This window comes from Fulvivirga sp. AWR4_260, from assembly GCF_056158185.1.
Genome location: NZ_JBSWSU010000015.1, coordinates 2,094,069 through 2,117,699, shown reverse-complemented (window position 1 = coordinate 2,117,699; position 23,631 = coordinate 2,094,069). Strand labels below are relative to the sequence as shown.

The window sequence follows — 23,631 nt, the reverse complement described above, 5'->3', positions numbered from 1 at the left end:
AAAATAAAGGGCTAGCGAAGTTTTCGCTAACCCTTTATTTTTACTCCATTAAAGAATAATGTCCTTTTTACTGAACATCTTCTAAAGGCATACCTATTAAAGATTCTAATGCTAATTTTGCATTTAGATAATCATTCTGCGATTGTATCTTAGATATTTTGCTGTTATTGTAGGCACTTACACTAAGTGCATAATCAGCATATTTAATTTCTCCGTTGCTAAAAGATTCTTCCACGCTCTGATGTGCCACTTCAGCATCTTGAAATGCAGCTGATTGAATATTAAAGATATCTCTATACATTACGTAAGTGTTGTATGTCTGCATCACAACTCTTCTTATCTCAATTTTCTTACTGTTGACCATATCTTTAGCGATAGAAACCTTTACCTTATTCTGCTCATTGTCCACCGGAATGGTAAAGAACATTCCTAAAGAAACCGTAGCAGCTACGTTATATCTAGGGTAGAATTGTGATCTGTTATCAACATCTCTTGAGTTATCAATATTAAATTCATTTAAGTTACCTTGAAACTTAACGATATCATACCATTGTCTTCTCGACCTCTTCAAATCATACACAGCTACGTCTACTTGCTTTTCTATGACGTCATTGTCAGGATGGTTATTCCATGCAATCTGAACCAGCTTTTCAGCAAACTCAACATCAGTAGATGATTGTGGTAAAATAATTTTATTATAATCAGTAGTTTGAGCTTTTACTGATACCACAGCAAATAACAATACTATGTAAATAATGTGCTTCATCTTTTAGTGTAATTATGTATGTGTTTGTAATTCTAATTATTTAATTGTTTTGTAACGCCTCGGCCTCTGTCTGTTCTTTGTCTATGTCTCTAAGCTTTATCATTAAAGCATAACAACCAATTACCAAAAGGTTCACAGGTTTTTGTAACATGGCATCTTGCGTAAAATGAGCTACCGACAACCCAAAAAACGGAATAACAAATGCCAGATTATAATTTCGTAGCATTGCATCCTTTAACTTAAAATGGTTCTGAACACCAGTAACCACTATGGTACCATTTAGCAACAGAAACAAAAACAACCCTAGCCAGCCCATTTCCATACCTGTTCTTAAATAACCACTATCCGGGTCAAAATTACCTGCTAACCTGTGCCCAGGGGCGTATTTTAGACCATTAGCACCTGCAGTATTAATACCGCCTCCTAATGGATGCGACTGTATATAAGGTTGAAACCTGATTCTTTTAATATCCCTCACGCCCATAGAAGCGTCTTCTGATGGATTAAAGGTTGACCTCAGCCTTTGCACTGGTGCACTATAAAATGGACCAAAGATCAGGATTAAAAGTATTACTACAATAGAAATACTACCTCCAAGTACCTTTGGATTGCCCATATTGAGTAATATAAACAAACCTCCTCCTGCTCCTACCATGGCATAAGCTGTTCTGGTACCGGCATAAGACATGGCCAGCATACAGAAAACAGTAAACACTGCGAACAAAGCCCGCTTCCATAATACATATGGTCCAAAGGCCAGCATCATAGTACCTAAACAACCAAAAGCCATAAAAAGACCATAAGCCGAAGGGTCAGATAAAATAGAAAACTTCCTCATCTTACCCCATATAAAATATAAATCGTACCTGGTGGGTACTTCATATATCCAGCTCCATTCAAAATCTCTAAGACCGAAATATTCTTGAAATAAGCCATAGCCTGCTACCACAAACAAGACAGCCATCCACGTATTTAAAAAATACTTTACTTTGTCTTTATCAGAGAAATAATGAATGAAAATATAAAATAACAATAATAAAGTATAAAAACGAACAGAATTTAACCAACCTTTTATTGATCCTTCAGGATTTGCTATTTCTAAAGCAAAATAAGCAAAATACAGAAGCGTAATTATAGTTATAGGTGCTTCGGTTTTCCATTGAAACTTATCTTTACCCTTTTGTTGGATGAGCATCATTACAAATGCTATAACTATAAGTGCATCAAATAAAATACCGAAGGGAATTTGTGGTTTTACAAGTCTATCTATTAAAAACAAGGTAGAACCGTAAAAAAAGAGCGTAAATATAGTATACCTGTAATCTTTAAGAGTTAATAAAAATATAGGCAATGCAAATAAGCTTAACAATACAAAGTGCCCCACGTAGACGGAAATACTAACCATCAAATACGGAAGCAGTAGAGCTAATAGTGACAGGATAATGATTACGTATGTATTCTTATTCTTAAGTATTTTCGATGGCTGACTCATTGTAAGAATATAATTTTCATAAAAATCACTAGATAAACCATAACCACATAACCGATGGCTAAAAATTTGATTATGTCTGGAATATGATTTTTCTTTTCCTTTTTCCTCCTTTTCCTCATGCTGTATATTTATTTACAATATCTATCACTTGCTTGGCTCTATCCTCCCAAGTGTTATTAGAAGCAGCTTTTACTCTATTTTGTTTACCTTCCTCTGAACTTTCCGCTATGGCTAAATCAATATTATCAACAAATTCATCTCCTTGAGACAAATAAATCACCTCTTTAAAATTATTGATATCTGCCGAAAAATTAGTAGTAACCACAGGCACACCCGAAGCCAAATACTCATTGATTTTTAATGGATAAATGCTTTTAGTAAGGTCATTACATAAAAATGGAATGATAGCACAGTCAGCGTATTTCAAAAATGCAGGCAGCTCTTCTAATTTTTTAGGACCTGTGAACATAACATTTTTCTTTGCTTTTAGTTTTTTCAGTCCCTCATTATCTATAGAAGTAGGCCCAACCATAAGTAATATTTTATCTTGATGTTTATCCGCAATGGCATTTAAAAGATCATAGTTTAACCTTTGACAAATATTACCTGTATAAAGTATAACCGGCTTATTGATACCTGCAAAAACCTCTGGCTTCACTAAATTGTCTAGATGTGCAGTTTTAAATAGAGCAATATCGGCAGCATTGGGCACCAAATAAACGTCCTTACCAAATTTCGACAGCTCAGTTTTCAATTGAGTTGAAGTGGTAATGGACAAATCTGCATTTGCCACATACTCCTCTTCCAGCTTAGGCCCATGTTTACCTATATACTCTGACTTAGATATATTATCTACAGATTGATATATGTGTAAAAAAGGCTTAGGATATCCTTTACTCGTAGGCCAATAAAATGGATTGAATGAATTTAAGGCAATGTAATTATCACTTATATTATACTTTTTAAATGCCTTTTTTATAGCCCTGTTAAATATGGCATTATTCAATTTAAGAAAGAAACGATACAGCTTACCGTCCGACATCCAATTGATAGGCAAAACTAACCTAGGGGTTACAATGTATAATTGAGTTTTTTCGGGTGTAGTATAAATGCTTCTTCCAAAGAGCAGCGCTTTCCACCTAGTTTTTATAATAGGTTTCTTAAACGAAGCTATAAAATCTTTCCATGTAAGCGGATTTTCAATATAAAAAACACGATTTTCACGCGATAGCTCTTTTGCAATAGAATAAGCAGTAGATGAATAAGGTCCATCCCACCTGGCCAAAGCCATAAATACTATATCGAACATATTAGCAAAGGTATTTACTATAAAGACAGAAAAATAATATATTTAACCTTTATAATAAATAATTGTTTGTAGTTAATATTAATATATTATTTAACCTCTTAACTAAAGTATGCCAACAACTACAGAAATTGATAAAGCTTATTTGCCTGATTTTTTGATTATTGGAGCCGGAAAGTCAGGAACCACGTCAGTTGACAACTACCTAAAACAACATCCATCTATTTATGTAAGTAAGGTAAAGGAGCCTAACTTTTTTGGTTATGAATTGATGAATGAGATTGACTTTGACGATAAAGACGAACTTAAGCATTATCAATCATCAGTAACCGATATAGACAGCTACATTAACCTTTTTAAAGAGGCCGAGCAAGGCCAAATCAAAGGAGAGACTTCTAATACGTATTTATATCATAAAGATGCGCCAGAGCGCATTAAGCATTACGTGCCGGATGCTAAGCTCATCGCTATTTTTAGACAGCCTGCAGAAAGGCTTTATTCTCGCTACCTGCACTTGGCAAGAGAGAATGAGTTGCCTACTCAAAACTTTGAAGATTGCCTAGACAAAAGCACCATATGGTGGGAAAGAAACGATTTGGTTAAGGAGGGGTTTTACTACAAGAATTTAAGCAAATTCTATGATTACTTCCCTAAAGAAAACATTAAAGTATATCTATTCGATGAATTAAGAAACGATGCTCACGGTGTACTAAAAGATATTTTCCAATTTGTGGGGGTAGATGCCTCCTATGAACTAGACTTGTCTATAGAATATAATAAGTCTGGCTTTATTAAAAATAAATTTTACGACAAACTTATAGGCCAGAACAGTGTGATAAAAAAAGGTATTAAAAGCTTAATACCAAGACGCTCTTTCGAAAAGCTAAAGGAAAACCCTTGGATGAGGAAAAAATTCAACTCTATTACAGAAAAGAATTTGCATAGGCCTAAGCTAGACCCTGCTTTAAAAGCTAAAATAACTAATGACATTTATAAAGATGATATACAACGACTAGCAGCTTTAACAGGCAAAGACTTAAGTCACTGGCTGGCATAAATAAACTGATGTGAAGAGATTTTTAACCACAATACTAATAGTTATTATAATTGCTGGCATTGGCGGATGGTACATTTATAAAGTGGTATTACCCAGGCAAATTGCTCGGGCTATTATTACTAAAGAATATCCATCAATTATACCTAGCAAGTATCAGCAAACTATAAAAACCGTTTCGGATACTGTAAATGAGAAGCTAGATCATATTATTACCAACTCTAAAGAGTCAGGTATAACTATTGATCAACTATTAAAGGCTATAGACGAGATAAAGGAACAAGAGGTAAGAGACATGGTTAGTGAGCTTCAAACAAGTAAACTTACCAGCACTAATCAGGTCTTTGATATTGCTGTAAAACATGTACATATTTCAGCCTTTGACCCCGAAAAGTTAAGACCAGCATTTAACAAAAATGCTACCCTTAATCAAGTTAAGAAGGCTTTAGCTTATATTGAAAATAATGAATTGATGAATACCATGGATGCTAACATGGGTAGAGCCATTGCCAAGCAATTGGTAGAACAAAAGAAAGATCAAATTCAAAATAAAGTATTAAATTCTACTCAATAAAAAAACATTGATTATAAAAAAGGGCCACTTACTAAGTAAGTGGCCCTTTTTTATATAGGTAAAACCCAGTTGGTTCTACACATTAATATTTTCCATATCTACCTTGTTAAGTATAGCTCCTACCAGGTTGTCTTCCATACTCAAGAGATAATCAATAGAATCTCTATCTAATTGTTTAATAGACGACTCTGCAGAGAATATTGGAATCACTTTATCTACATACTTCATAAGCTCTTTAGAGTCCGAGTACTCATTTAAAGACGCTCCTTCTATAAATATATAATCAAACTCTTCTCTCAATGCAACCATCAAATCATTAAAATCCCTGTCATGGAAAATCTCCTCGGGAGAATCATAGCCTCCGGCATTTCCTATCAAATAGATATTATGGTATTTAGTAGGTGTCACTAAGTTAACAGCACTATCATCAGTATCTGTAGCGGAACCCTTTTCATCTACCAACTTCATCTTAGGTTCATTGCGCTTTTCTAGCAACTTCATATTTTTCTTAGGCGTACTCAACCACTTGGTTAAGGTATTGTTTTTGAAGTTGGTATCAATGATTAGCACCTTTCTTTTAATTAGGCTCAACACAAATGCTAAAGCAAATATGGTAAATGTTTTACCCTCTCCTACTTTAGGGCTTGTAACCATAAATGATTTTGCTCCAGTATTTTCAATCTCATACCTTGTCTTTCTAAGGAAGTGCTTAAACAATTCTAACTGCTCGTCTTTATGCTGCTGAGCAAACAAAGTATGGAAATTCAACTTCTTGGTATCTACCTTTATAATAGTACCTGCCAAGTCCATGTCTACCACTCGTTGAAATTGAATAGGAGTTTTTATACTGGTGTCTAACACCTCTAACAACACTATTACAAAAACACAGATACCGAAAGTAGCAATACCTGCCAAAGCTATAATAATGATTCTTTTAGAAGCCATAGGGCTAGCCGGAGGAGCTGCTCTATACGTTTGCTTTACAGAGCTACCAGATGCCAACTGCTTTACCTTCTCCTGTTCGTACCTGTCTCTTGCCTCATTATAATCTTTTTCTGACGCTTCTACCTTGCTTTGAAGTTCTTTCAGTTGAGTTTCATTAGCCACATAATTAGGCATACTTCCACTAATAGAGCTTATTTGAGTGTTGTAATTAGAAAGTTCTCTACTCGCACCTCTAATCTTAATCCTGGTATTCGCCAGGTTTTCCTCTACTTCTGCTTTAGAATAAACTTGATCGGTAACAGTTCTATCACTTTTTCTTACAGAATTAAGCTCTATTCTTTTTTCTCTTTGTAGCCTACTTAAAGAATCGGCCAGTTGCTGATCTTTAAAGCCCGACTTAGCATATCTGCTGTTAAGCTCATCAATTTTATTATTAAGCTCAACGAGCTTTTCGTTATTTACCTCATTAGTGGTGCTGGCATTACCATTAAAATCATTTAAGTAACGCTGCCATTTGCTCTCTTCTAATTGTAATGTATATAATTCTTGCTGTACCTGATCCTTTTTTGATTCCAATTCTGAAATACGAGCCAATCTACTTTCTCCTTCAGTGCCAATATTCAGCAAGTTGTTTCTTTCTCTAAAACTTCTTAATTGATTTGTGGCTTGTTCAAATTCGGATTTTCTTTTTGCTAATTGCTTTTCAAAAAATTCAACAGATTCACCTGAAATTTCATTTTTACTTAAAGCGTAATATCTTAAAAATTGGTCTACATAAGTATTAACTACAAAAGCTGATAAATCAGGATCATCAGAAACAAAGCTAATATCTATATAATCCGTGTTAGGCACACGTTTTATTTCCATATTACTGCTGATGAAATCATAAGTATAACCATACGAATTTCTAAGATTACGAAGCAACCCAGAATGAGTTTCATTAACAGTAATAGGCTCAAATCCATCTAGTTTCTCATCTAATATATTTCTTGCTGTATCTATTTCTGCAGCAGAGAAACTAATATTTCCTTCAGTTACATAGCGAAATGGGTCACCCTTAGGATCAGTATCATGTAATAATAAATCATACGAAACAAGGTTATATAATATACCCGATTTCATTGTGGTTAATAAATTACTAAACTTTACATCTACTCCTCGTAAGTTGAATCTTTCTTCAGAAACATTGATTCCTTCGTCAGTGGTGAAACCTGTAGATATTTGAGTGGTAGCTATAAATTTATCTTCCATGTTCATGGTAAATAAAAATGCCGCTACACTGGAAATTATTGGAAGGCCAATGATGAGCCACTTTTTTCTCCAAATTACCTTCAATAAATAAGCAATATCCATCCGCTTTGTACTTTTCTTTTTTTTGGTTTAAATAATATTAAAAACTCTGGGCAAATTTTCTTAGCTGAATCATAAGATTAATGAATCATTTAACAACAACGATTGAGTTGTTAAAATGTTAAAATAAAATTTTATCCAGACGTTTTATTAGGATTAAATCTCAAGCTCTTTCCATTGTTTTCAAACTTCTCGTAAGCAAAAAGAAGCACGAAAACCAATACTATAAATGAAAACGGGGCAATCATGCTCCATTCTTTATCATGTATTTGAAAAAAGATAAGGTTTAAAATAATATTAGCCAAGGTAAAACTACTTAATGAGTTTCTTCCAAACACCAAAAGGTTTTGGGTCCATGGTTTAATATTAGCAGATAGCGGAATTATGAGAGAGAATATAATAACATTAACAATAGCCAGAGAAGTAGACCCTAAATAATATATAGGGTGATTAGCCCTCCTATATACATTAGTAAGGTAGTTGTGTATAAAATCAGGATCATTAACAAAGTATATGGCCACAAGTGCCACCATCACTAGTACCCCCAACATAGCCAAATTTGCTTTAATAAATTGCATAGGTTTCTCAAAAGAAATGAAACTAGCAGAGAGCATACCTAAAGCCACTATGCTTACCGCATTTAATATACTTGGACCTGTACCATACCCAAAACCAAAAACGGTAGATAAGAATATATTAATATTAGGATGATCTGATTGAATAATAGGATGAAGGGGATATAAAACCCAATACGAGAGAGCCACTAAAACTACTGCCCACACACCCTTTTTCTGCCTTAAAGCTAACAACGGTATTGCCAGTAACAATAACACTGCATACATTTTGAGAATATTGCCATAGTGGCTATTCGCGGCAAAAATAGCACAGCCAAATGCCCTTTGAACAGTAAGCATACCTCCTAATATACCAGCCACAAGGGTTAAAAAGTTACCTAAGTAACACTGAAAGCTTCTTTTAAATATTGAAGGGTACAAACCTTGAAACCCACTCTTCTTTAATTTTTTGAAGTAAACTAACTCCAGCATCATTCCAAATAAAAAAAGGAAGGTAGGAGTAGCCGAACTTGTAAATACCTTTACAATGGCGTGTTTTTCAAATGCATAATGAGACCAAATATCAAAATCATTAAAGGAGTGATCTAGCAGGGCTAGGCATATGGCATAGCTTCTGGCAAAATCCACGAAATATACTCTTTGTTTCATAGTTTAATCCAACTCAAGGCAAAGTTTTACGCAATTTACTTGAATAACGCAGATAATAAAAAACTTATATAAATCTATATTTCTCTGATAGTATATAAATACAATGAAATTTCAAAATCAGAAAATTTTGCTACAATCTAAAAACAATAATGGCTAAAAAATTATTACTTTGAAAAACATTTCCTTTGTAGGGATTATTAGTTGGATTAGACAAAACGTATTTATAAGTGAATATACTTGGGATTTCAGCCTTTTATCATGATTCTGCTGCGGCAGTTATTATGGATGGCCAAATAATAGCAGCCGCTCAGGAAGAGCGTTTTACAAGAAAGAAACATGACCCCGGCTTTCCGGAAAATGCAATAAAATATTGTTTAGAGCATAGCGGGCTATCAATTGATGATTTGGACGCAATTGCTTTTTATGACAAGCCTCTTCTTAAATTTGAACGACTATTAGAAACATACTATGCCTTTGCACCAAAAGGTATAAAATCTTTCATTACTTCCATACCGGTATGGGCGAAAGAAAAAATGTTTCTTAAGAAGTTAATAAAAGACGAACTGAAAAAGGTTGGTCATTATGACAAAAAGAAAATCAAGTTTCTATTCCCTGAGCACCACCTATCTCACGCTGCCAGTGCATATTACCCATCAGTATATGAAGATGCTGCCGTATTAACGGTTGACGGTGTTGGAGAATGGGCCACAGCATCTATCTGCCATGGCAAAGGAAATAAGCTAAGTATTTTAAAAGAATTGAAATTCCCGCATTCAGTTGGCTTATTGTACTCTGCATTTACTTATTTCTTGGGTTTTAGGGTTAACTCTGGAGAATACAAACTCATGGGGCTTGCTCCTTACGGAAGACAAAACCATCCTATAATAAAGGAATACGAAAAAACCATACGCGAAGAACTAATAGAGATTAAGGAAGATGGCTCTTTATGGTTAAACCAAAAGTACTTTAACTATGCTACAGGCCTAAGGATGGTAAAGGAAGATGCTTGGGAAAAGCTCTTCAACATGAAGACAAGAAGGCCCGAAGCTCCATTAGAACAAGAACATTGTGACTTAGGGCTTGCTATCCAGAACATCACTGAAGAAATAGTAATTAAAATGGCTGAAGAAGCCAAAAGGCTTACAGGCTCAGATTATTTATGCATGGCTGGAGGTGTAGCACTCAACTGTGTGGCTAACGGCAAACTGCAAAAGTCCAATATTTTTAAAGAGATATTTATACAGCCCGCCTCAGGAGATGCAGGAGGTGCTGTAGGGGCTGCTTTAGCCGCTCATCATATTTTCTACGATAAGCCTAGGGAAGTGAAGGGCTTACCTGTTAGAGATTTAATGTCAGGCTCTTACTTGGGCCCAGAATACTCTGACAAAGAGATAGAGCAAACTAGTAGAAAGTATAAAGCCGTATTCCACCACTTAGAAAACGACACTGATTTCTATAATAACGTAGCCGATCAATTAAGCCAAGGAGCTGCTGTAGGCTGGTTTCAGGGTAGAATGGAATTTGGACCAAGGGCTTTAGGAGGGCGCAGTATTTTAGGCGACCCTAGAAATGAAGAAATGCAAAAGAAGCTCAACCTTAAAATTAAATACAGAGAATCTTTCAGGCCATTTGCCCCTTCAGTATTGGCTGAAGATGCTGCAGATTTCTTTGAATTAGAAGGCACATCATCTTACATGCTGATAGTGCAGCCTGTGGTTGAAAAAAGAAGGAAACAGCTACCCGAAAATTACACGGAGCTACCGTTAAAAGAAAAACTATATTATGTAAGGTCAGATATTCCTTCTATTACTCACGTAGATTTTTCGGCACGGATACAAACAGTACATGCTGATACTAACGAAAAATATCACAAGCTTATCTCCGCATTTAAAGAAAAAACCGGTTACGGAATGGTAGTAAATACCAGTTTTAATGTAAGAGGAGAACCTATAGTATGCACCCCAGAAGATGCATATAGATGCTTTATGAGAACAGAAATGGATGTTTTAGTTATGAATAACTATGTTTTCATCAAAAAAGAACAGCCCGAATGGAAAGAAAAGGCTGAATGGCAAGAAGAATTTGTTTTAGATTAATAGTAATACATGATATGGAATTTTTACGAGATATATTCAGATTTATGGGAGAGAGAAAAAAATGGTGGTTAACCCCCGTTATACTCCTCTTATTAATAATAGCAGTACTTATTGTTGTTGGTGGCGGATCTGCCATAGCACCTTTTATTTATACATTATTTTAAACAACACATGGAAGGAGAACAGCAAAAGTATAAGAATATACTTATTATAGTTGGCGGTCTATTAGTCTTTTCTTTTATACTACACCTCAAGGCATTAATATATGCCGCCTTAATTATAAGTATACTGAGTGCACTAGTGCCTCAAATAGCAACAGCCGTAGATTGGTTATGGATGAAACTCGCCATGGCCTTAGGATGGGTCAATACCAGAATATTATTGAGTATTGTATTTTATTTATTTTTATTCCCCATTGCGGCATTATCACGCTTATTCTCAAATGATCCTTTGCAGATAAAAAGAAAGAAATCTTCTTTATACACTGAAAGGAATCATGAGTACAGTTCTAAAGACCTTGAAAACATTTGGTAAATGCTCGCGATTATAAAATTATTGCGCCCACAACAGTGGGCCAAAAACCTTTTTTTATTTCTCCCTATATTTTTTGCAGGAGAATTATTCATTGTAGATAAGCTACTGCACGTATTTTTGGGTTTTGTCTATTTCAGTTGCGCTGCTAGTTGCATTTATGTATTAAATGATATTATGGATGTAGAAGCTGACAGGCTACACCCTAAAAAGAAAGAAAGGCCTATTGCTAAAGGCACCGTGACCATACCTATGGCCATATTTCTTTTAGTAATACTATCTATAGCCGCACTTTTGGGCTCATACTTACTTAATGTTGATTATTTCTATTTGATATTAACATATATAGTAATCAACATCACTTACACCTTGGGCTTGAAGCATATAGCTATTTTAGATTTGTTTCTTGTGGCTTCGGGCTTTGTATTAAGAACCTGGGGAGGAGGTCTTATCGCAGATGTTTATGTATCACATTGGTTAATAATAATGATACTCTTACTTGCACTTTTCTTAGTATTAGCAAAAAGAAGAGACGATCTAATAATAGCCGAAGTGAGAGGCACTGAAGTTCGAAAATCAAGCTCTCAGTACAATCTTGAGTTTATAAACGCTTGTCTCACTATGCTCTCTGCAGTGGTTATAGTGGCATATATTATGTACAGTGTATCCCCTGAAATTATCCAGCGTTTTAAGTCAAATTATTTATTCTTGACTTCAATATTCGTAATTGCAGGCATAATGAGGTACCTACAGATCACTATTGTTGAAAAAAACAGTGGATCTCCAACTGCCATTTTGTATAAAGACAAGTTTATAGTTTTAACTCTTCTAGGTTGGATTTTCATGTTTTTCATCATGATATACTGGGCCAATTAATATGAAAAAGATAGCGCTATTTGACTTTGATGGCACCATTACCACCAAAGACACCATGCTAGAATTTATAAAGTTTTATAAAGGAAAAACCAGTTTTTATACTGGTTTTCTTCTTCTTAGCCCCGTTATGGTGGCCATGAAATTAAAGCTTTTGTCTAACGAAAAAGCAAAAGAGTGCATGCTCACTCACTTTTTTAAAAATGAAAGTGCGGAGGTTTTCGACCAAAAGGCAAAAGAGTTTGGAGAAAAAATTATTCCATCTCTTATCAGGAAAAAAGCATTAAGTGAAATCAACACTTTAAAACAAGAAGGGACTCCCATTTATATTGTTTCAGCATCGGCAAGCAACTGGATTGTAGGCTGGTCACAGCCTAAGGACATAAAACTTATAGCCACCCAATTAGAAATTAAGGAAGGTAAAATTACCGGCAAATTAGCAGGAAAAAACTGTAATGGCCCGGAAAAGGCTGAGCGAATAAAAAAGGCTATTGACCTTAGCGAATATGAAATAATTCATGCCTATGGAGACACCTCTGGTGATACCGAAATGTTGGCCTTGGCCACACATCCGGGTTACAGGCATTTTCATGAATAAAAAAAGCGGTTTAATAACCGCTTTTCACCTTAATATTTCTTTCACCGATAAGCTATTGCTCTTTAGTCCTATATAGTCTTAAATAAACATTACTGGCATGATCTTTATCTACGTCAGCCACATGAATACCGCTAATAAAAATATGCTCTCCGCTATATCCATCTGCCTGCAGCTGTTTAATGGTCTCCTCCACCCTACGCTTCCCTAATTTCTCATTAACATCATTAGAGGTTCTGAAATCGCCATAACCTTCAATTTGTATTTTAATTTGAGGATATCTTTTTAGTCTATTAACAATATATGATAACTTTTCTCTGGCAGAAAAGCCTAAATCATAAGAATCACGATTAAACTTCAACCTCATATCAACCAATAACCCTAAAGCCTCCGTTGTCTCTTGCTCAGTTAAATATGACTTAGGCAATGTGTCATTAACCGTTCCGTATATAGAATTAAGATTATCTAAAGGTTTATAAGTCTGAAGCACCGCTTTGGCAGAGTAAATATTGCCGTAGTCTGATTTGACATTACTACAATAAAACGCTAACGAATCTCCATAAATGGAAAAGTAAGCATCAAAACCTGGTGTATTAATGTTCTTACCTAGGTTAACAGGTTTAGTCCATACATCCCAGTTATTATAAAGCCTTTCTGACATAAAAATATCAGCATCTCCATAACCTCCATGGCCGGCACTAGAAAAAAACAGTTTTCTACCATCGGGCGATAAAAAAGGAGATATCTCATAAGACTCAGTATTAATAGTCCTTCCTAAATTTTGAGGTAAAGACCAACCATCTACAGATTTGAGGCTGACGTACAAATCCTCTTTGCCATATGCATTTTTACCCTGCATACTAATCAGCAATACATCATAACTCTGGTTCATATAGAACCCCTTAAAGCCATCTTTCGGTAATCCTTTTAATGGAATAACTTCTGGCTCAGTCCATTTCCCTCCAATTAATTTAGAAAACGCTATTCCATTGGTTTTACTGTAGGCTTGTATTAGGTAAACTATTTTACCATCATTACTTAATCCAATGACAGCATTATTTTCTTTATTATTCCATTCATGCACATCATTGGTAGCTTTTTCCCATCCATACCCTTGGCGTTCGCTCACCCAAATGTCCATTCCGGCATACTTCCCTCCTGTATTTTTATCGTATAACGCTCTTGAAAAATAAAGTTTCTTTTCCGTTGGAGAATACAAAGGCATCAGCTCTTCTGTGTCAGTATTTACGTCAGTGCTCAATTTTTGCACCTGACTGAATTTATAACTCTGTGCCTTTAAAGGCGAAATGAAACCTTGAAACAATATAATTGAGTACAAAAAATATTTTATCATTTTCAATGTATTTGACTTACCAAAGCCTAGCTGCTGAAGAGTACTTATTAAATATAATTAAGCCAACACTTAATTCATGCACCCCATTATTGTAATTATTTACTTTGTTTAAAAAATAGTCATAAGAGTAATTGATGTTTAGCTTACTCTCCATGGTTATACCAAATAGCAATGAAGCGGATATGTCCTGCTTATACCCTGCCCCTACGTATATCAACTGGTTGTACCTTGCTCTTACATTAGCTTCGGCCACAAAGTCATAAAGGTCACTATAGTAGACTCTTGCTATTGGCTGTAATTCAAATTTAGGTCCTACCTGAAAATTATTGCTAATTACGGCCTCATATTGCTTCTCTGGTACTATTTCAGATAAGTTATTATCTTTATTCACCACATTTTGCACTGCAGAATTAGCAGACAATCCAAAATAGAACGTAGAGGAATATATTACAGACCCAAAGCTAACATTCAGCACTTGCTGTTTGCCTTCAGAGCTATTTAAAAGGTTCTGATAAAATAAATCTTCGGCTTCATTTCTAACCGTAAGATTAGAATAGTCTATTCGTTGCATATCTATACCTATAGAACTTCCTAATGCCCACATCAATTTTTTACTCACAGGCAAATGGTATGCGTAATTTACATTAACCTTTAAGTCTTTATAAGGACCAAGATTTTGAGCTTCTACTATCCCTCCTATGCCGTGCTTGCGCCTGAGCTTTGTATTCACTGCCACATTCTTATAAGCGTTGGGATTACTTATACGCAAAGAATTATTCTTTACCGTTTCGGTAGAGGCCCCTCCAATATTACCGAAAATAGAAACGTAGTAATGACCATCAGTATCACTAAAGTTGGACCAGTTTTGCTTGTATGCAGCCTTCACTTCTGTATATTTTTCAATACCTGTAAACCCTGCATTATATGCAGGCATATTGCTATAAAACTGTGTGAAGTTTCGCTGTTGACCAGTAGCCGTAAATACAGTTCCTATTGCTGCTATTATTGTTAAGTATAATGCTTTCATGTTATTATTTTAGAACTGTTACTATACCTTTATACTCCCTTTTGCCTCCATTAAGACTGATAATGTAATAATAGGCCCCTCCGCTTAACTCTTTACCTTGGTAAGTACCGTCCCATTGACAATCTGTGCCGCTGCATTTATAAACTTCCTGCCCGTTGTCTTCATAAACTGAAATATTTATGGATTCATACCTATCCAAATTCTGAAAATCCCAAGTATCATTAATCCCATCATTATTAGGTGTAAAAGCATTTACCAAACCAATATCCGGCAAAATGGTGATTTCTATATCCCTACTCACAGGATCACTATTATTAAAACCATCATTTACGATTATGCTCAATCGCTTACTTACAATATCCGTTTCTCCTAAAACCGAATTACTATACTTTACATTTATTAAAGCTGATTCGTAATGAGAGCGCGTATCTTCGCCTTCAAGCGTTAAAGTTCCTGTATTGGAATCCCACTGAGCTTCAATCTCTGGAAAATTGGAATTATCGAAACTCAAGGCATCCTCGCTTGAATTATAATTATCCTCTAGCTTAATAGTAGCAGACTTCATATAGGCATTATCGAAGTCATTAATTATCAAAGTCTCTGAAATTGACCTACCACCATCACCTTGAACATACATTAATGGTTGCTTCTCTACGTTACTAATAACTGGCTTCGCGTTTTCTTCCTCCATTTGCACAATGGTAAATGTTGTACTAGCAGAGCCCATGTAAGTATCGTCTTCTATGGTAGCCATCACCTTATAACTCCCCTCTTCTCTAGGCGCTTCACTTGCCCCATCAAAGGTTAAGGTATAATCTAAGCCCTCTGGTACAGTGGTTATAGTTGGCTGTTGGGGCTCTCCATTGTATTCTTTTTGTAAGTCAGAAAAAGTAATAGTAGCCGTTGCTTTGTTTATTGTTAATAGAGCACTTTCTTCTCCCTTATAGTGAGGATCATCTATTACAACCTTTATATCATATTGCCCTACTTCTACCGGTAAGTCAGTGCTTCCGTTGTAAAAAACGGTATACCCCAAATTAGCAGGAGAAGTACTAACATTTATAGTCTGTGGCTTACCTGTATATGTGCTTTGTAAACCACTGATAACTATACCTGCATCAGCTTTACCCACTGTCAATTGATATGATTGGGAATATGTAAAAAACCAGATATTAAACTTTAAATTAACATCAAACGTACCCACCTCGGTAGGTGTACCTGTTAAATCAGCTTCACCATTCTGATTATTCTGCAAGGTCAACCAAGTCGGATAATCTCCGTAGATTTGTTCATTCCGGTCCGTTGTAACATGATAATTATAAGCCTCTCCATAAGTGGCATTTTTAACAGGCGTACTGGTAAATTCCTGTGCGAAAACACAGTTGATACCTATCAAAAGATGAGTTAAAAATGTTAGATAAAAATTCTTCATTAATAGATTTCGTTATTGGGCTCTTATGTTTTAATAAGAGTTATTGAAATCTTAACAGAAGCTCATTCCATTTTGTTTTAGAGTTAAATGAACAAAAGATGTTATCATCATTAAAAATTTAATTCATGAAAATTTTAACATATTTGATAGGTATCGGTTAGTAAAATTTTGATATGTAAACATAACTCCCGTTTTTGGTATAAATTTTATTTTCTACTCAATGAAAGAATTTGCAATTGTCTGCTTTTGGCTAAGTTTATTTATTATTTTCTATTCTTATTTAGGGTATGGTATTTTCCTATTTGCACTAGTAAAATTAAAAAGGATATTTAAAGGCAAAGCCTCCACCCCCTCTGATTACTACCCTGAAATAGTGCACGTTATTGCGGCCTACAATGAAGAAGATTTTATCAGAGAAAAGATTGAAAACTCACTCAACCTTAACTATCCAAAAGATAAACTGAGGGTACTTATAGTTACCGATGGATCTACCGACAGCACCATGGACATTATAAAAGAATACCCTGAGGTAGAGCATCATCATAGTACTGCAAGAGCTGGTAAAATTGCGGCAGTAAATAGAATGATACCACATTTTAAAGCTCCTATTACTGTATTTTCTGATGCCAACACACTATTAAATGATGATGCAATGAAAAATATTGCTCGTCATTTCCAAGATCCTAATGTGGGACTAATAGCAGGCGAAAAGAGGGTACTAAGTAAAGAAAAAGATGGCGCAGCAGCTTCTGGCGAGGGCTTTTATTGGAAATATGAGTCTAAGCTCAAAACTTGGGATTCTGAACTACACTCTGTTGTAGGAGCTGCAGGAGAATTATTCGCTGTTAGATCGGAATTATTCAACCCTGTGGAAACTAACATTGTAATCGAGGATTTCTACATTTCATTATCCATTGCCATGGACGGTTACAAAGTGGTATATGAACCAGAAGCTTACGCTATGGAAACAGGCTCTGCTTCTGTAGGTGAAGAATTGAAAAGAAAAATTAGAATTGCTGCAGGTGGCATTCAGGCAATAGTAAAACTATGGCCTCTACTTAATTTCTTTAAATACGGTACTCTCAGCTTTCAATATATTTCGCACCGTGTCTTACGCTGGACTTTAGCTCCCATTTGTTTAATAACCGTATTTGTGGCTAACTTATATTTGGCTTTACAAAACATCCCCATATACCAAGCCATTATGGTGGCTCAGTTGGCATTTTACCTCTTCTCTGCCATCGGTTGGATTATGCAGAACAATAATTTAAAGTTTAAGATATTCTTTATCCCTTATTACTTCAGCATGATGAACTACGCTGTATTCAGAGGATTTTTCAGGTACATCAAAGGCAGTCAATCTGCAGTATGGGAAAAAGCAAAAAGAGCACAAGCATAAAAAAAAGCCGGCTAAAGCCGGCTTTTTCATTTTATTTAACCATCACCAGTTGACTGACAATGCCTTTTTCGGTTTCTACCTTTACTACATAAAGCTTATTGGATGATAAGATAAGATTCACTTCTGGCCGCGATGCCGCTTCTGCAAAATGCCTTTCTGCCAATACCTTCCCTGTTAAATCAAATACAACTATGCCCTTCACCAAGTCTGTACCTTCTTTTATTCTAATAGTCCCTTGATTATAGACCACTAATAACTGAGCCGCTTCAATAACATCCGTTTCTTTACTTAACCTAGAAAACGCATAGCTTCCCCATATTTTAGAAGCAAATTCAGGATGATCAACAAAAGGATTTCTGTTACCCTGATAGCTATAAGCTGCATTGTTTCTGCTTATCTCTTTGCTACTCACAGGATCAGCATTATGCCAATCCATAAGCATGGAGATAAACCAAGTTTCAAATACTCTATTACTAGATCCGTCAAGAATAGCATTACCATAAGAGGTGTTATTTTGCCATCCGCCAATGACATTCTCATACCTGGTGGCCATATAAAAATAGGCACGTGCAAAATCTCCTTTAAATTCATCTATAGGCTCAAATACCGTTCCTGAATAACCTAGACCAGATGCTGCATTACCCACTTTGCTACCATTATCACTAACGTATGATGCACTTCCTACCTCTCCATAAGGGTAGCTACTTCTTTTAGCATTTACATATCCGTCTGTAGGAAAAATGTGGTGAATATCAGAATTCATAGGTTCTACTTCTCCTCCAAACCAACTTCTAGGAAATGAATGTTCTCTATTATAACAACTGCCCTCCCCCGAATATGAACCGCACTGATCACTAACTTTTGAAAAATTATAACTGTCATTTCCATTCGGATTTTCTGAATACATATCTAATATACTTCCATCATTTTCATAAAAATAGTCCAGTTCATTGGCAGAGTAGAAGCTCCACAATGCACTATACCTTCTGGTAGTATGACCTTTTATAATATTGTAGAGTGCTGTTTTTAAACTATAACCGGTCAAGCCAGAAGCATCAGCATAGTAACCAGAATAGTCATCGTCTCCTCCTCCATCATCTCCTCCTCCTGAACCAATACTAAACGAGGTTGTGGCCGATGAGCCGAAAGATCCTCCTGAAGCATAGGTAGACGAAGATGAGAACAAGGTATAGCTACCATTACCATGTGAGCAGCAAATACCATCTCCGTATGAATCATAAATATTAAACTTATAGCTACCGCTAGCCAAACAGAAGTTTTCAGTATAATCAGCATTACTGCCATAGCCGCTACCACTATATAGTACTGTGCCTGTAGAAGTGGTCAGCTCCCAACTGGTTTCACTACCATAGTTGTCAGTGGTAAGGTTTAATGTAAGTGCCGTGCCAGAGCAAGATGATCCACCACCACCTCCTCCACCAGAAGTAGAAGGTTCAAATGCATCAACATATACCACCTCAGAGCCATCAAAACCACTCACATCGTAAAATCTTAGCCCAACCACTATCGATGATGATGTAGGTGTATAAGTGTAAGAAATTTTTTGCCAAGTATTTTTTAAAGCAGTATTACCATAATCACGATAGCCATCCACATAAAGCCGTGGGCGTACATATCCATCTGTAATGTATACCCACACGGAAAACGTATAAGAAGTACCGGGAGTAACGCTTATAGTTTGTAAAAAGTCGGTTGAACTTTGTGTAGTGGTATTTACGGTAATCTTGGCAGAGGCGCTACCACTCTTAACAACTGATGTAGTTTTAGCCACTGATATGCCATTATCAATGGTGGTCCACCCTGAAGGGCTGCTACCAGACCATTGCTCAAAATCTCCATTTGAAACCTGAGCCAGTGTGGCATTAAACAGCATAAAGCATAAAAATGCCGTAAGTAAAAGTTTTTGTTTCATGTAATTATTTTGTTAGGTTGATAATTGCCAAACAATATAATACACTTTTAACAAAAAATAGTAAAAATATAAATTATCAATACATTAACAATCAAACCTTTACCGCCTTACTTTTCTTCCATTACAAATGCCATGGCCGATTCTTCATCTCCAAAAATCTTAAAGGGCAAGTTAAACTTATTAACTGCGGACAATAGCAAATTCAGATAATACCTTTTAAAAACGTTTGCCTCTGATATTACAGCTGCCTTTTTTAAGCCTCCATCTATGGCTGCAGGTAATATTTCAAACTCAAATGCCTTTCTGTTTTCTGGATTAACCACACCCTGCTCGCGTGTATCTGAAATAAACTTAGTTACTGGAGAGCCAGAATTAGCTAAATCAATAAGTGTGGTAAATGGCTTTTTATACTCTTCTTGCGATAAGCTCTTACGCCCCTTCCACACAATCTTACCTAACTCCTTTTCTTTTAAATAATAAACTTCAGCGTAGGTCTCTGTTAATATTTGCTCTTCTATAGTCATTTGGTTTGGTCTTGATTAATCAATCGTTAATGGCATAATTAATTTAATAATAAATTCATTATTTTCATTAAATATTTTCAATTAATATTACTATAAGTATATCAATTCCTTAACACCACTGATTATCAATAATATAAAAATCACACAATCATCATTTTTGAAAACTAATTATAATAATTAGATGAACAAATAAAAATATAACCACAACACTTAAAATACCCTTCAATTCAATCACTAAATCGATTAATTAATGATTTGATTAATCCGCATTTATGTCTATAATAAACTACCTTTTAATAGTTGTCTGGTAATAACCACAACTATTTATAACCAACTTAAACCTAATTAGTAATGAGAAAAATTTCTTTACTCGCTACACTGTTACTCTGTGCAATACAATTAAAAGTATATGCACAAACAGGTAGTACCTTTAAGCAATGGGGGGAAGAAACCCTTTCCCAAATAGAACAAGATTTCAGGCTTGCTAACAGCACCCTATACAGGGAAAACATGGAAAACAATAGCATTGCCTTTAACTGGCCCCAAGGCGTACAATTACATGCTCTTATTGCAGCACGTAAAATTTCACAGGCCGAGGCTCTAGCCAATGAGATACATGATAAATACTGGTGCTACCATAACAATATATGGGGATATAATGCAGGCGCCAATTACTGTGGAGACCGGTATTACGATGATAACGCGTGGATAGCAAAGGCTCTAATGGAATTATACTTTTTCACTAATAATGCTACATACCTCAACAGGTCAAAAGAAGTGATAGCCTTTAGTATGAGTGGTGAAAATTTTGCCGGAGATGAGCCCAATGGTGGTATAAAATGGCAAGAAGGTCAACCTGGTCACTGTCTCTGCGCCACAGCCCCTACCATGGTAACTAATTTAATGATTTACCAAGCTACAGGAGAACAGTCTTACTTAGATGCCGCTTTAAGATTATACAACTGGGTGCATGCCAATAGGTTTGGGCTAGGCGGTGGATACCGTGGCTATGAAAATGCAGTAATCACTCAGGCAGCAATAAGACTTTACCAAATCACTGGCAACAACAGTTATTATAATGATGCCAAGCATATGGGATTGGCCATGGAAACGGTCTATATTGACTACGCTACTCACTCTCTTCATGAAACGGGACAATGGGGCGGACATGATATGACTGCTGCATATGTCGAGCTTTACAACCTAGATGGTGACATCAATTGGTTAAACATTGCAGCGGGTTACAGCAAATTTTTACACGATAACTGCAAAGATCCAGCAGGAAGATACCCTGAAGACTGGAGTGACATTGAAAGTGGAGGAAAAACAGCCTTGCTTTATCAGGCCTCTGCAGCCAGAGCATTTGCAGACTTGGGCAATACTCCTGGCGGACAAAGCAAATACCCTGATCCCGTTTCTATATATAGAGATATCGACTATAATGCCTTCTATTCTACAGGTCTTCAAATAGGAAACTACACCGCTGCCGATCTTGAATTTATAGGTATGCCCGACAACCAGATATCATCCGTTAAAGTAAATCCTGGTTATAAAATAGTTTTATTTAAAGATGACAATTTTTCTGGCGACTCTTTGGTACTCACTACCAACAGTAATTATGTGGGCGGCTTTAATGATGCTGTAAGCTCTGCTAAAGTATCTATAACTTCACCTACGGCTATAGTATATAAAGACTGTAACTACACTGGCAAGGCTATCAATTTACCTGCTGGTGAATATTCTTTGCAAGACTTGCAAGTAAGAGGTATCAATAACAAAGATATCTCTTCTATAAAAATTGGAGAAGGCTACGAAGTAGTTCTATACAAAGGCAGTAGCCTCAATGGCGAGTCGTTAACGTTAACTTCCAGCGCTAGCTGTTTGGTTAGCAATACCTGGAATGATAGCACCTCCTCATTACTAGTAACTTGTAACTCTACCCCTATTACTCCATACCTATCGGTAAATGGAGGCAATATACAGCAAACTGCTTCTGCTGAGATCATTATTGGAGGATCAGTAAAACTATCTCCAGAGCCTGCTAACGAAGGCACTTGGAGTTGGACAGGCCCTAACTTTTCAAGTAGCCAAAGAGAAGTAACTATCAACAATATGCAATCGGCCAATTCCGGTACCTATACAGCTACTTACACCTCTGCTTCAGGCTGCGTGAGAACACAAGACTTCCATATTGAAGTTACTCCACAATTTGTTACCACCATGTATTCCGATTGTAACTATACCGGCTATGCTGTAGGTTTACCTATCGGTGATTATGATATGTTTGAACTAAACCGCAGGGGCATTGAAAACGATGATGTCAGCTCCATAAAAATAGAACCCGGTTATGAAGTGGTGGTTTATGAAGATTACAACTTCACTGGAGCAAGTTATATTCTATCTGGTGATGACAACTGCTTAGTAGACAATGAGCTTAATGATTGGGTATCATCTGCACGCGTAAGAAAGGCTTCTAACAGCTTCTCTAAACTTATTGAAGCTGAAGACTACAGTTCTATGTCTGGTGTACAGACAGAAGCCACCACAGATACCAATGGAGGAATGAACGTAGGCTATATAGAAACCGCTGACTGGATGGCATATACGAATATTAACATACCCCAATCTGGTACATTTATGATAGAATACCGTATCGCCAGTGGCGAAAGCGGAGGCAAATTAAGTTTAGACTTAAATGCAGGTTCCATAGTACTAGGAGAAGTTTCTGTGCCTGCCACTGGTGGTTGGCAAAGCTGGACTACGGTATCTCACACTGTCAATATTAATGCAGGTACATATGATCTTGGCATCTACGCTCAAGTTGGTGGTTGGAATATCAATTGGATAAAAATAACACAGATTTCAGCAATAGCACAGGCCAAGATTAATGGCAACAATGCCTTAGCCAATGCATCTCTAGAACTTTATCCTAACCCTGCTACCGATAGGCTGGTATTGAAGTCAACTATGGAAATAATGAACAGCAAAATATCTATTTATGACGCTATGGGTAAACTCATAAGCCAGCAAAGCTTAACAACTACTACTATTGATGTGAGCAGCTTGAAAAAAGGTATTTATCTACTAAAAATAAGTGGCGAACAAGGTACAGTAACCAAGCGTTTTGAAAAACATTAAATTAAAAGAGGAGTCTTAA

At 36.0% G+C, this 23,631-nt stretch carries 19 protein-coding genes; 9 read left to right on the top strand and 10 right to left on the bottom strand.

Annotation, left to right across the window (positions count from 1 at the left end; all coding sequences use genetic code 11):
- Positions 1-67 precede the first annotated feature (67 nt).
- The 3 genes from ACXACQ_RS15395 to ACXACQ_RS15385 all read right to left on the bottom strand — a co-directional run bounded on the left by ACXACQ_RS15395 (position 68) and on the right by ACXACQ_RS15385 (position 3,567).
- A complete protein-coding gene (locus tag ACXACQ_RS15395; RefSeq protein WP_474976850.1) occupies positions 68-766 on the bottom strand; it encodes a TolC family protein in 699 nt (232 codons plus the stop codon).
- A gap of 40 nt (positions 767-806) precedes the next feature.
- Entirely contained in the window at positions 807-2,258 is a 1,452-nt protein-coding gene (locus ACXACQ_RS15390; RefSeq protein ID WP_474976849.1) for an O-antigen ligase family protein, read from the bottom strand.
- Positions 2,259-2,373: 115 nt separating this feature from the next.
- Positions 2,374-3,567 (bottom strand): glycosyltransferase, encoded by a 1,194-nt coding sequence (locus ACXACQ_RS15385; RefSeq protein WP_474976848.1) that lies wholly within the window; start codon positions 3,565-3,567, stop codon positions 2,374-2,376.
- A gap of 109 nt (positions 3,568-3,676) precedes the next feature.
- Between ACXACQ_RS15385 and ACXACQ_RS15380 the strand changes: the two genes are divergently transcribed.
- Both ACXACQ_RS15380 and ACXACQ_RS15375 read left to right on the top strand, forming a co-directional pair.
- Complete coding sequence (locus tag ACXACQ_RS15380; RefSeq protein WP_474976847.1) at positions 3,677-4,621, top strand: sulfotransferase family protein; 945 nt, start codon at positions 3,677-3,679, stop codon at positions 4,619-4,621.
- Between the two features lie 10 nt (positions 4,622-4,631).
- A complete protein-coding gene (locus ACXACQ_RS15375) occupies positions 4,632-5,192 on the top strand; it encodes a hypothetical protein (protein WP_474976846.1) in 561 nt (186 codons plus the stop codon).
- A 75-nt stretch (positions 5,193-5,267) separates the two neighbouring features.
- Here ACXACQ_RS15375 and ACXACQ_RS15370 read toward each other — a convergent pair whose 3' ends face one another.
- Both ACXACQ_RS15370 and opgC read right to left on the bottom strand, forming a co-directional pair.
- On the bottom strand, positions 5,268-7,490 hold the full coding sequence (locus tag ACXACQ_RS15370; protein WP_474976845.1) for an exopolysaccharide transport family protein: 2,223 nt from the start codon (positions 7,488-7,490) through the stop codon (positions 5,268-5,270).
- A gap of 131 nt (positions 7,491-7,621) precedes the next feature.
- Complete coding sequence (gene opgC, locus ACXACQ_RS15365; protein ID WP_474976844.1) at positions 7,622-8,710, bottom strand: OpgC domain-containing protein; 1,089 nt, start codon at positions 8,708-8,710, stop codon at positions 7,622-7,624.
- 227 nt (positions 8,711-8,937) lie between these two features.
- On the opposite strand from opgC, the gene ACXACQ_RS15360 reads away from it, so the two are divergent.
- From ACXACQ_RS15360 to ACXACQ_RS15340, 5 genes are read left to right on the top strand one after another with little or no spacing between them, the layout of a single operon-like run.
- Positions 8,938-10,806, top strand: a complete 1,869-nt coding sequence (locus ACXACQ_RS15360; protein ID WP_474976843.1) for a carbamoyltransferase family protein — start codon at positions 8,938-8,940, stop codon at positions 10,804-10,806.
- Positions 10,807-10,820: 14 nt separating this feature from the next.
- Positions 10,821-10,970, top strand: a complete 150-nt coding sequence (locus tag ACXACQ_RS15355; protein ID WP_474976842.1) for a DUF5989 family protein — start codon at positions 10,821-10,823, stop codon at positions 10,968-10,970.
- A 7-nt stretch (positions 10,971-10,977) separates the two neighbouring features.
- Entirely contained in the window at positions 10,978-11,340 is a 363-nt protein-coding gene (locus tag ACXACQ_RS15350; protein ID WP_474976841.1) for an SxtJ family membrane protein, read from the top strand.
- Positions 11,341-12,213, top strand: a complete 873-nt coding sequence (locus ACXACQ_RS15345) for a decaprenyl-phosphate phosphoribosyltransferase (protein ID WP_474976840.1) — start codon at positions 11,341-11,343, stop codon at positions 12,211-12,213.
- A 1-nt stretch (position 12,214) separates the two neighbouring features.
- On the top strand, positions 12,215-12,808 hold the full coding sequence (locus ACXACQ_RS15340; protein ID WP_474976839.1) for an HAD-IB family hydrolase: 594 nt from the start codon (positions 12,215-12,217) through the stop codon (positions 12,806-12,808).
- A gap of 52 nt (positions 12,809-12,860) precedes the next feature.
- On the opposite strand, the gene ACXACQ_RS15335 is transcribed toward ACXACQ_RS15340, so the two are convergent.
- The 3 genes from ACXACQ_RS15335 to ACXACQ_RS15325 form a co-directional block, all read right to left on the bottom strand.
- The gene (locus ACXACQ_RS15335) at positions 12,861-14,075 is read right to left on the bottom strand and encodes an OmpA family protein (RefSeq protein WP_474976838.1); all 1,215 of its coding nucleotides are present in this window, start codon (positions 14,073-14,075) and stop codon (positions 12,861-12,863) included.
- Between the two features lie 100 nt (positions 14,076-14,175).
- The gene (locus tag ACXACQ_RS15330) at positions 14,176-15,186 is read right to left on the bottom strand and encodes a PorP/SprF family type IX secretion system membrane protein (protein WP_474976837.1); all 1,011 of its coding nucleotides are present in this window, start codon (positions 15,184-15,186) and stop codon (positions 14,176-14,178) included.
- 4 nt (positions 15,187-15,190) lie between these two features.
- Entirely contained in the window at positions 15,191-16,618 is a 1,428-nt protein-coding gene (locus ACXACQ_RS15325; protein WP_474976836.1) for an MBG domain-containing protein, read from the bottom strand.
- A gap of 220 nt (positions 16,619-16,838) precedes the next feature.
- Between ACXACQ_RS15325 and ACXACQ_RS15320 the strand changes: the two genes are divergently transcribed.
- A complete protein-coding gene (locus tag ACXACQ_RS15320) occupies positions 16,839-18,017 on the top strand; it encodes a glycosyltransferase family 2 protein (RefSeq protein ID WP_474976835.1) in 1,179 nt (392 codons plus the stop codon).
- Positions 18,018-18,048: 31 nt separating this feature from the next.
- Here the strand turns inward: ACXACQ_RS15320 and ACXACQ_RS15315 are convergent, their stop codons facing one another.
- Together ACXACQ_RS15315 and ACXACQ_RS15310 are read right to left on the bottom strand one after the other, a co-directional pair.
- The gene (locus tag ACXACQ_RS15315; protein WP_474976834.1) at positions 18,049-19,950 is read right to left on the bottom strand and encodes an endonuclease; all 1,902 of its coding nucleotides are present in this window, start codon (positions 19,948-19,950) and stop codon (positions 18,049-18,051) included.
- Positions 19,951-20,057: 107 nt separating this feature from the next.
- On the bottom strand, positions 20,058-20,474 hold the full coding sequence (locus ACXACQ_RS15310) for a hypothetical protein (protein ID WP_474976833.1): 417 nt from the start codon (positions 20,472-20,474) through the stop codon (positions 20,058-20,060).
- Between the two features lie 351 nt (positions 20,475-20,825).
- On the opposite strand from ACXACQ_RS15310, the gene ACXACQ_RS15305 reads away from it, so the two are divergent.
- Entirely contained in the window at positions 20,826-23,612 is a 2,787-nt protein-coding gene (locus ACXACQ_RS15305; protein ID WP_474976832.1) for a carbohydrate-binding protein, read from the top strand.
- Positions 23,613-23,631: the final 19 nt, after the last annotated feature.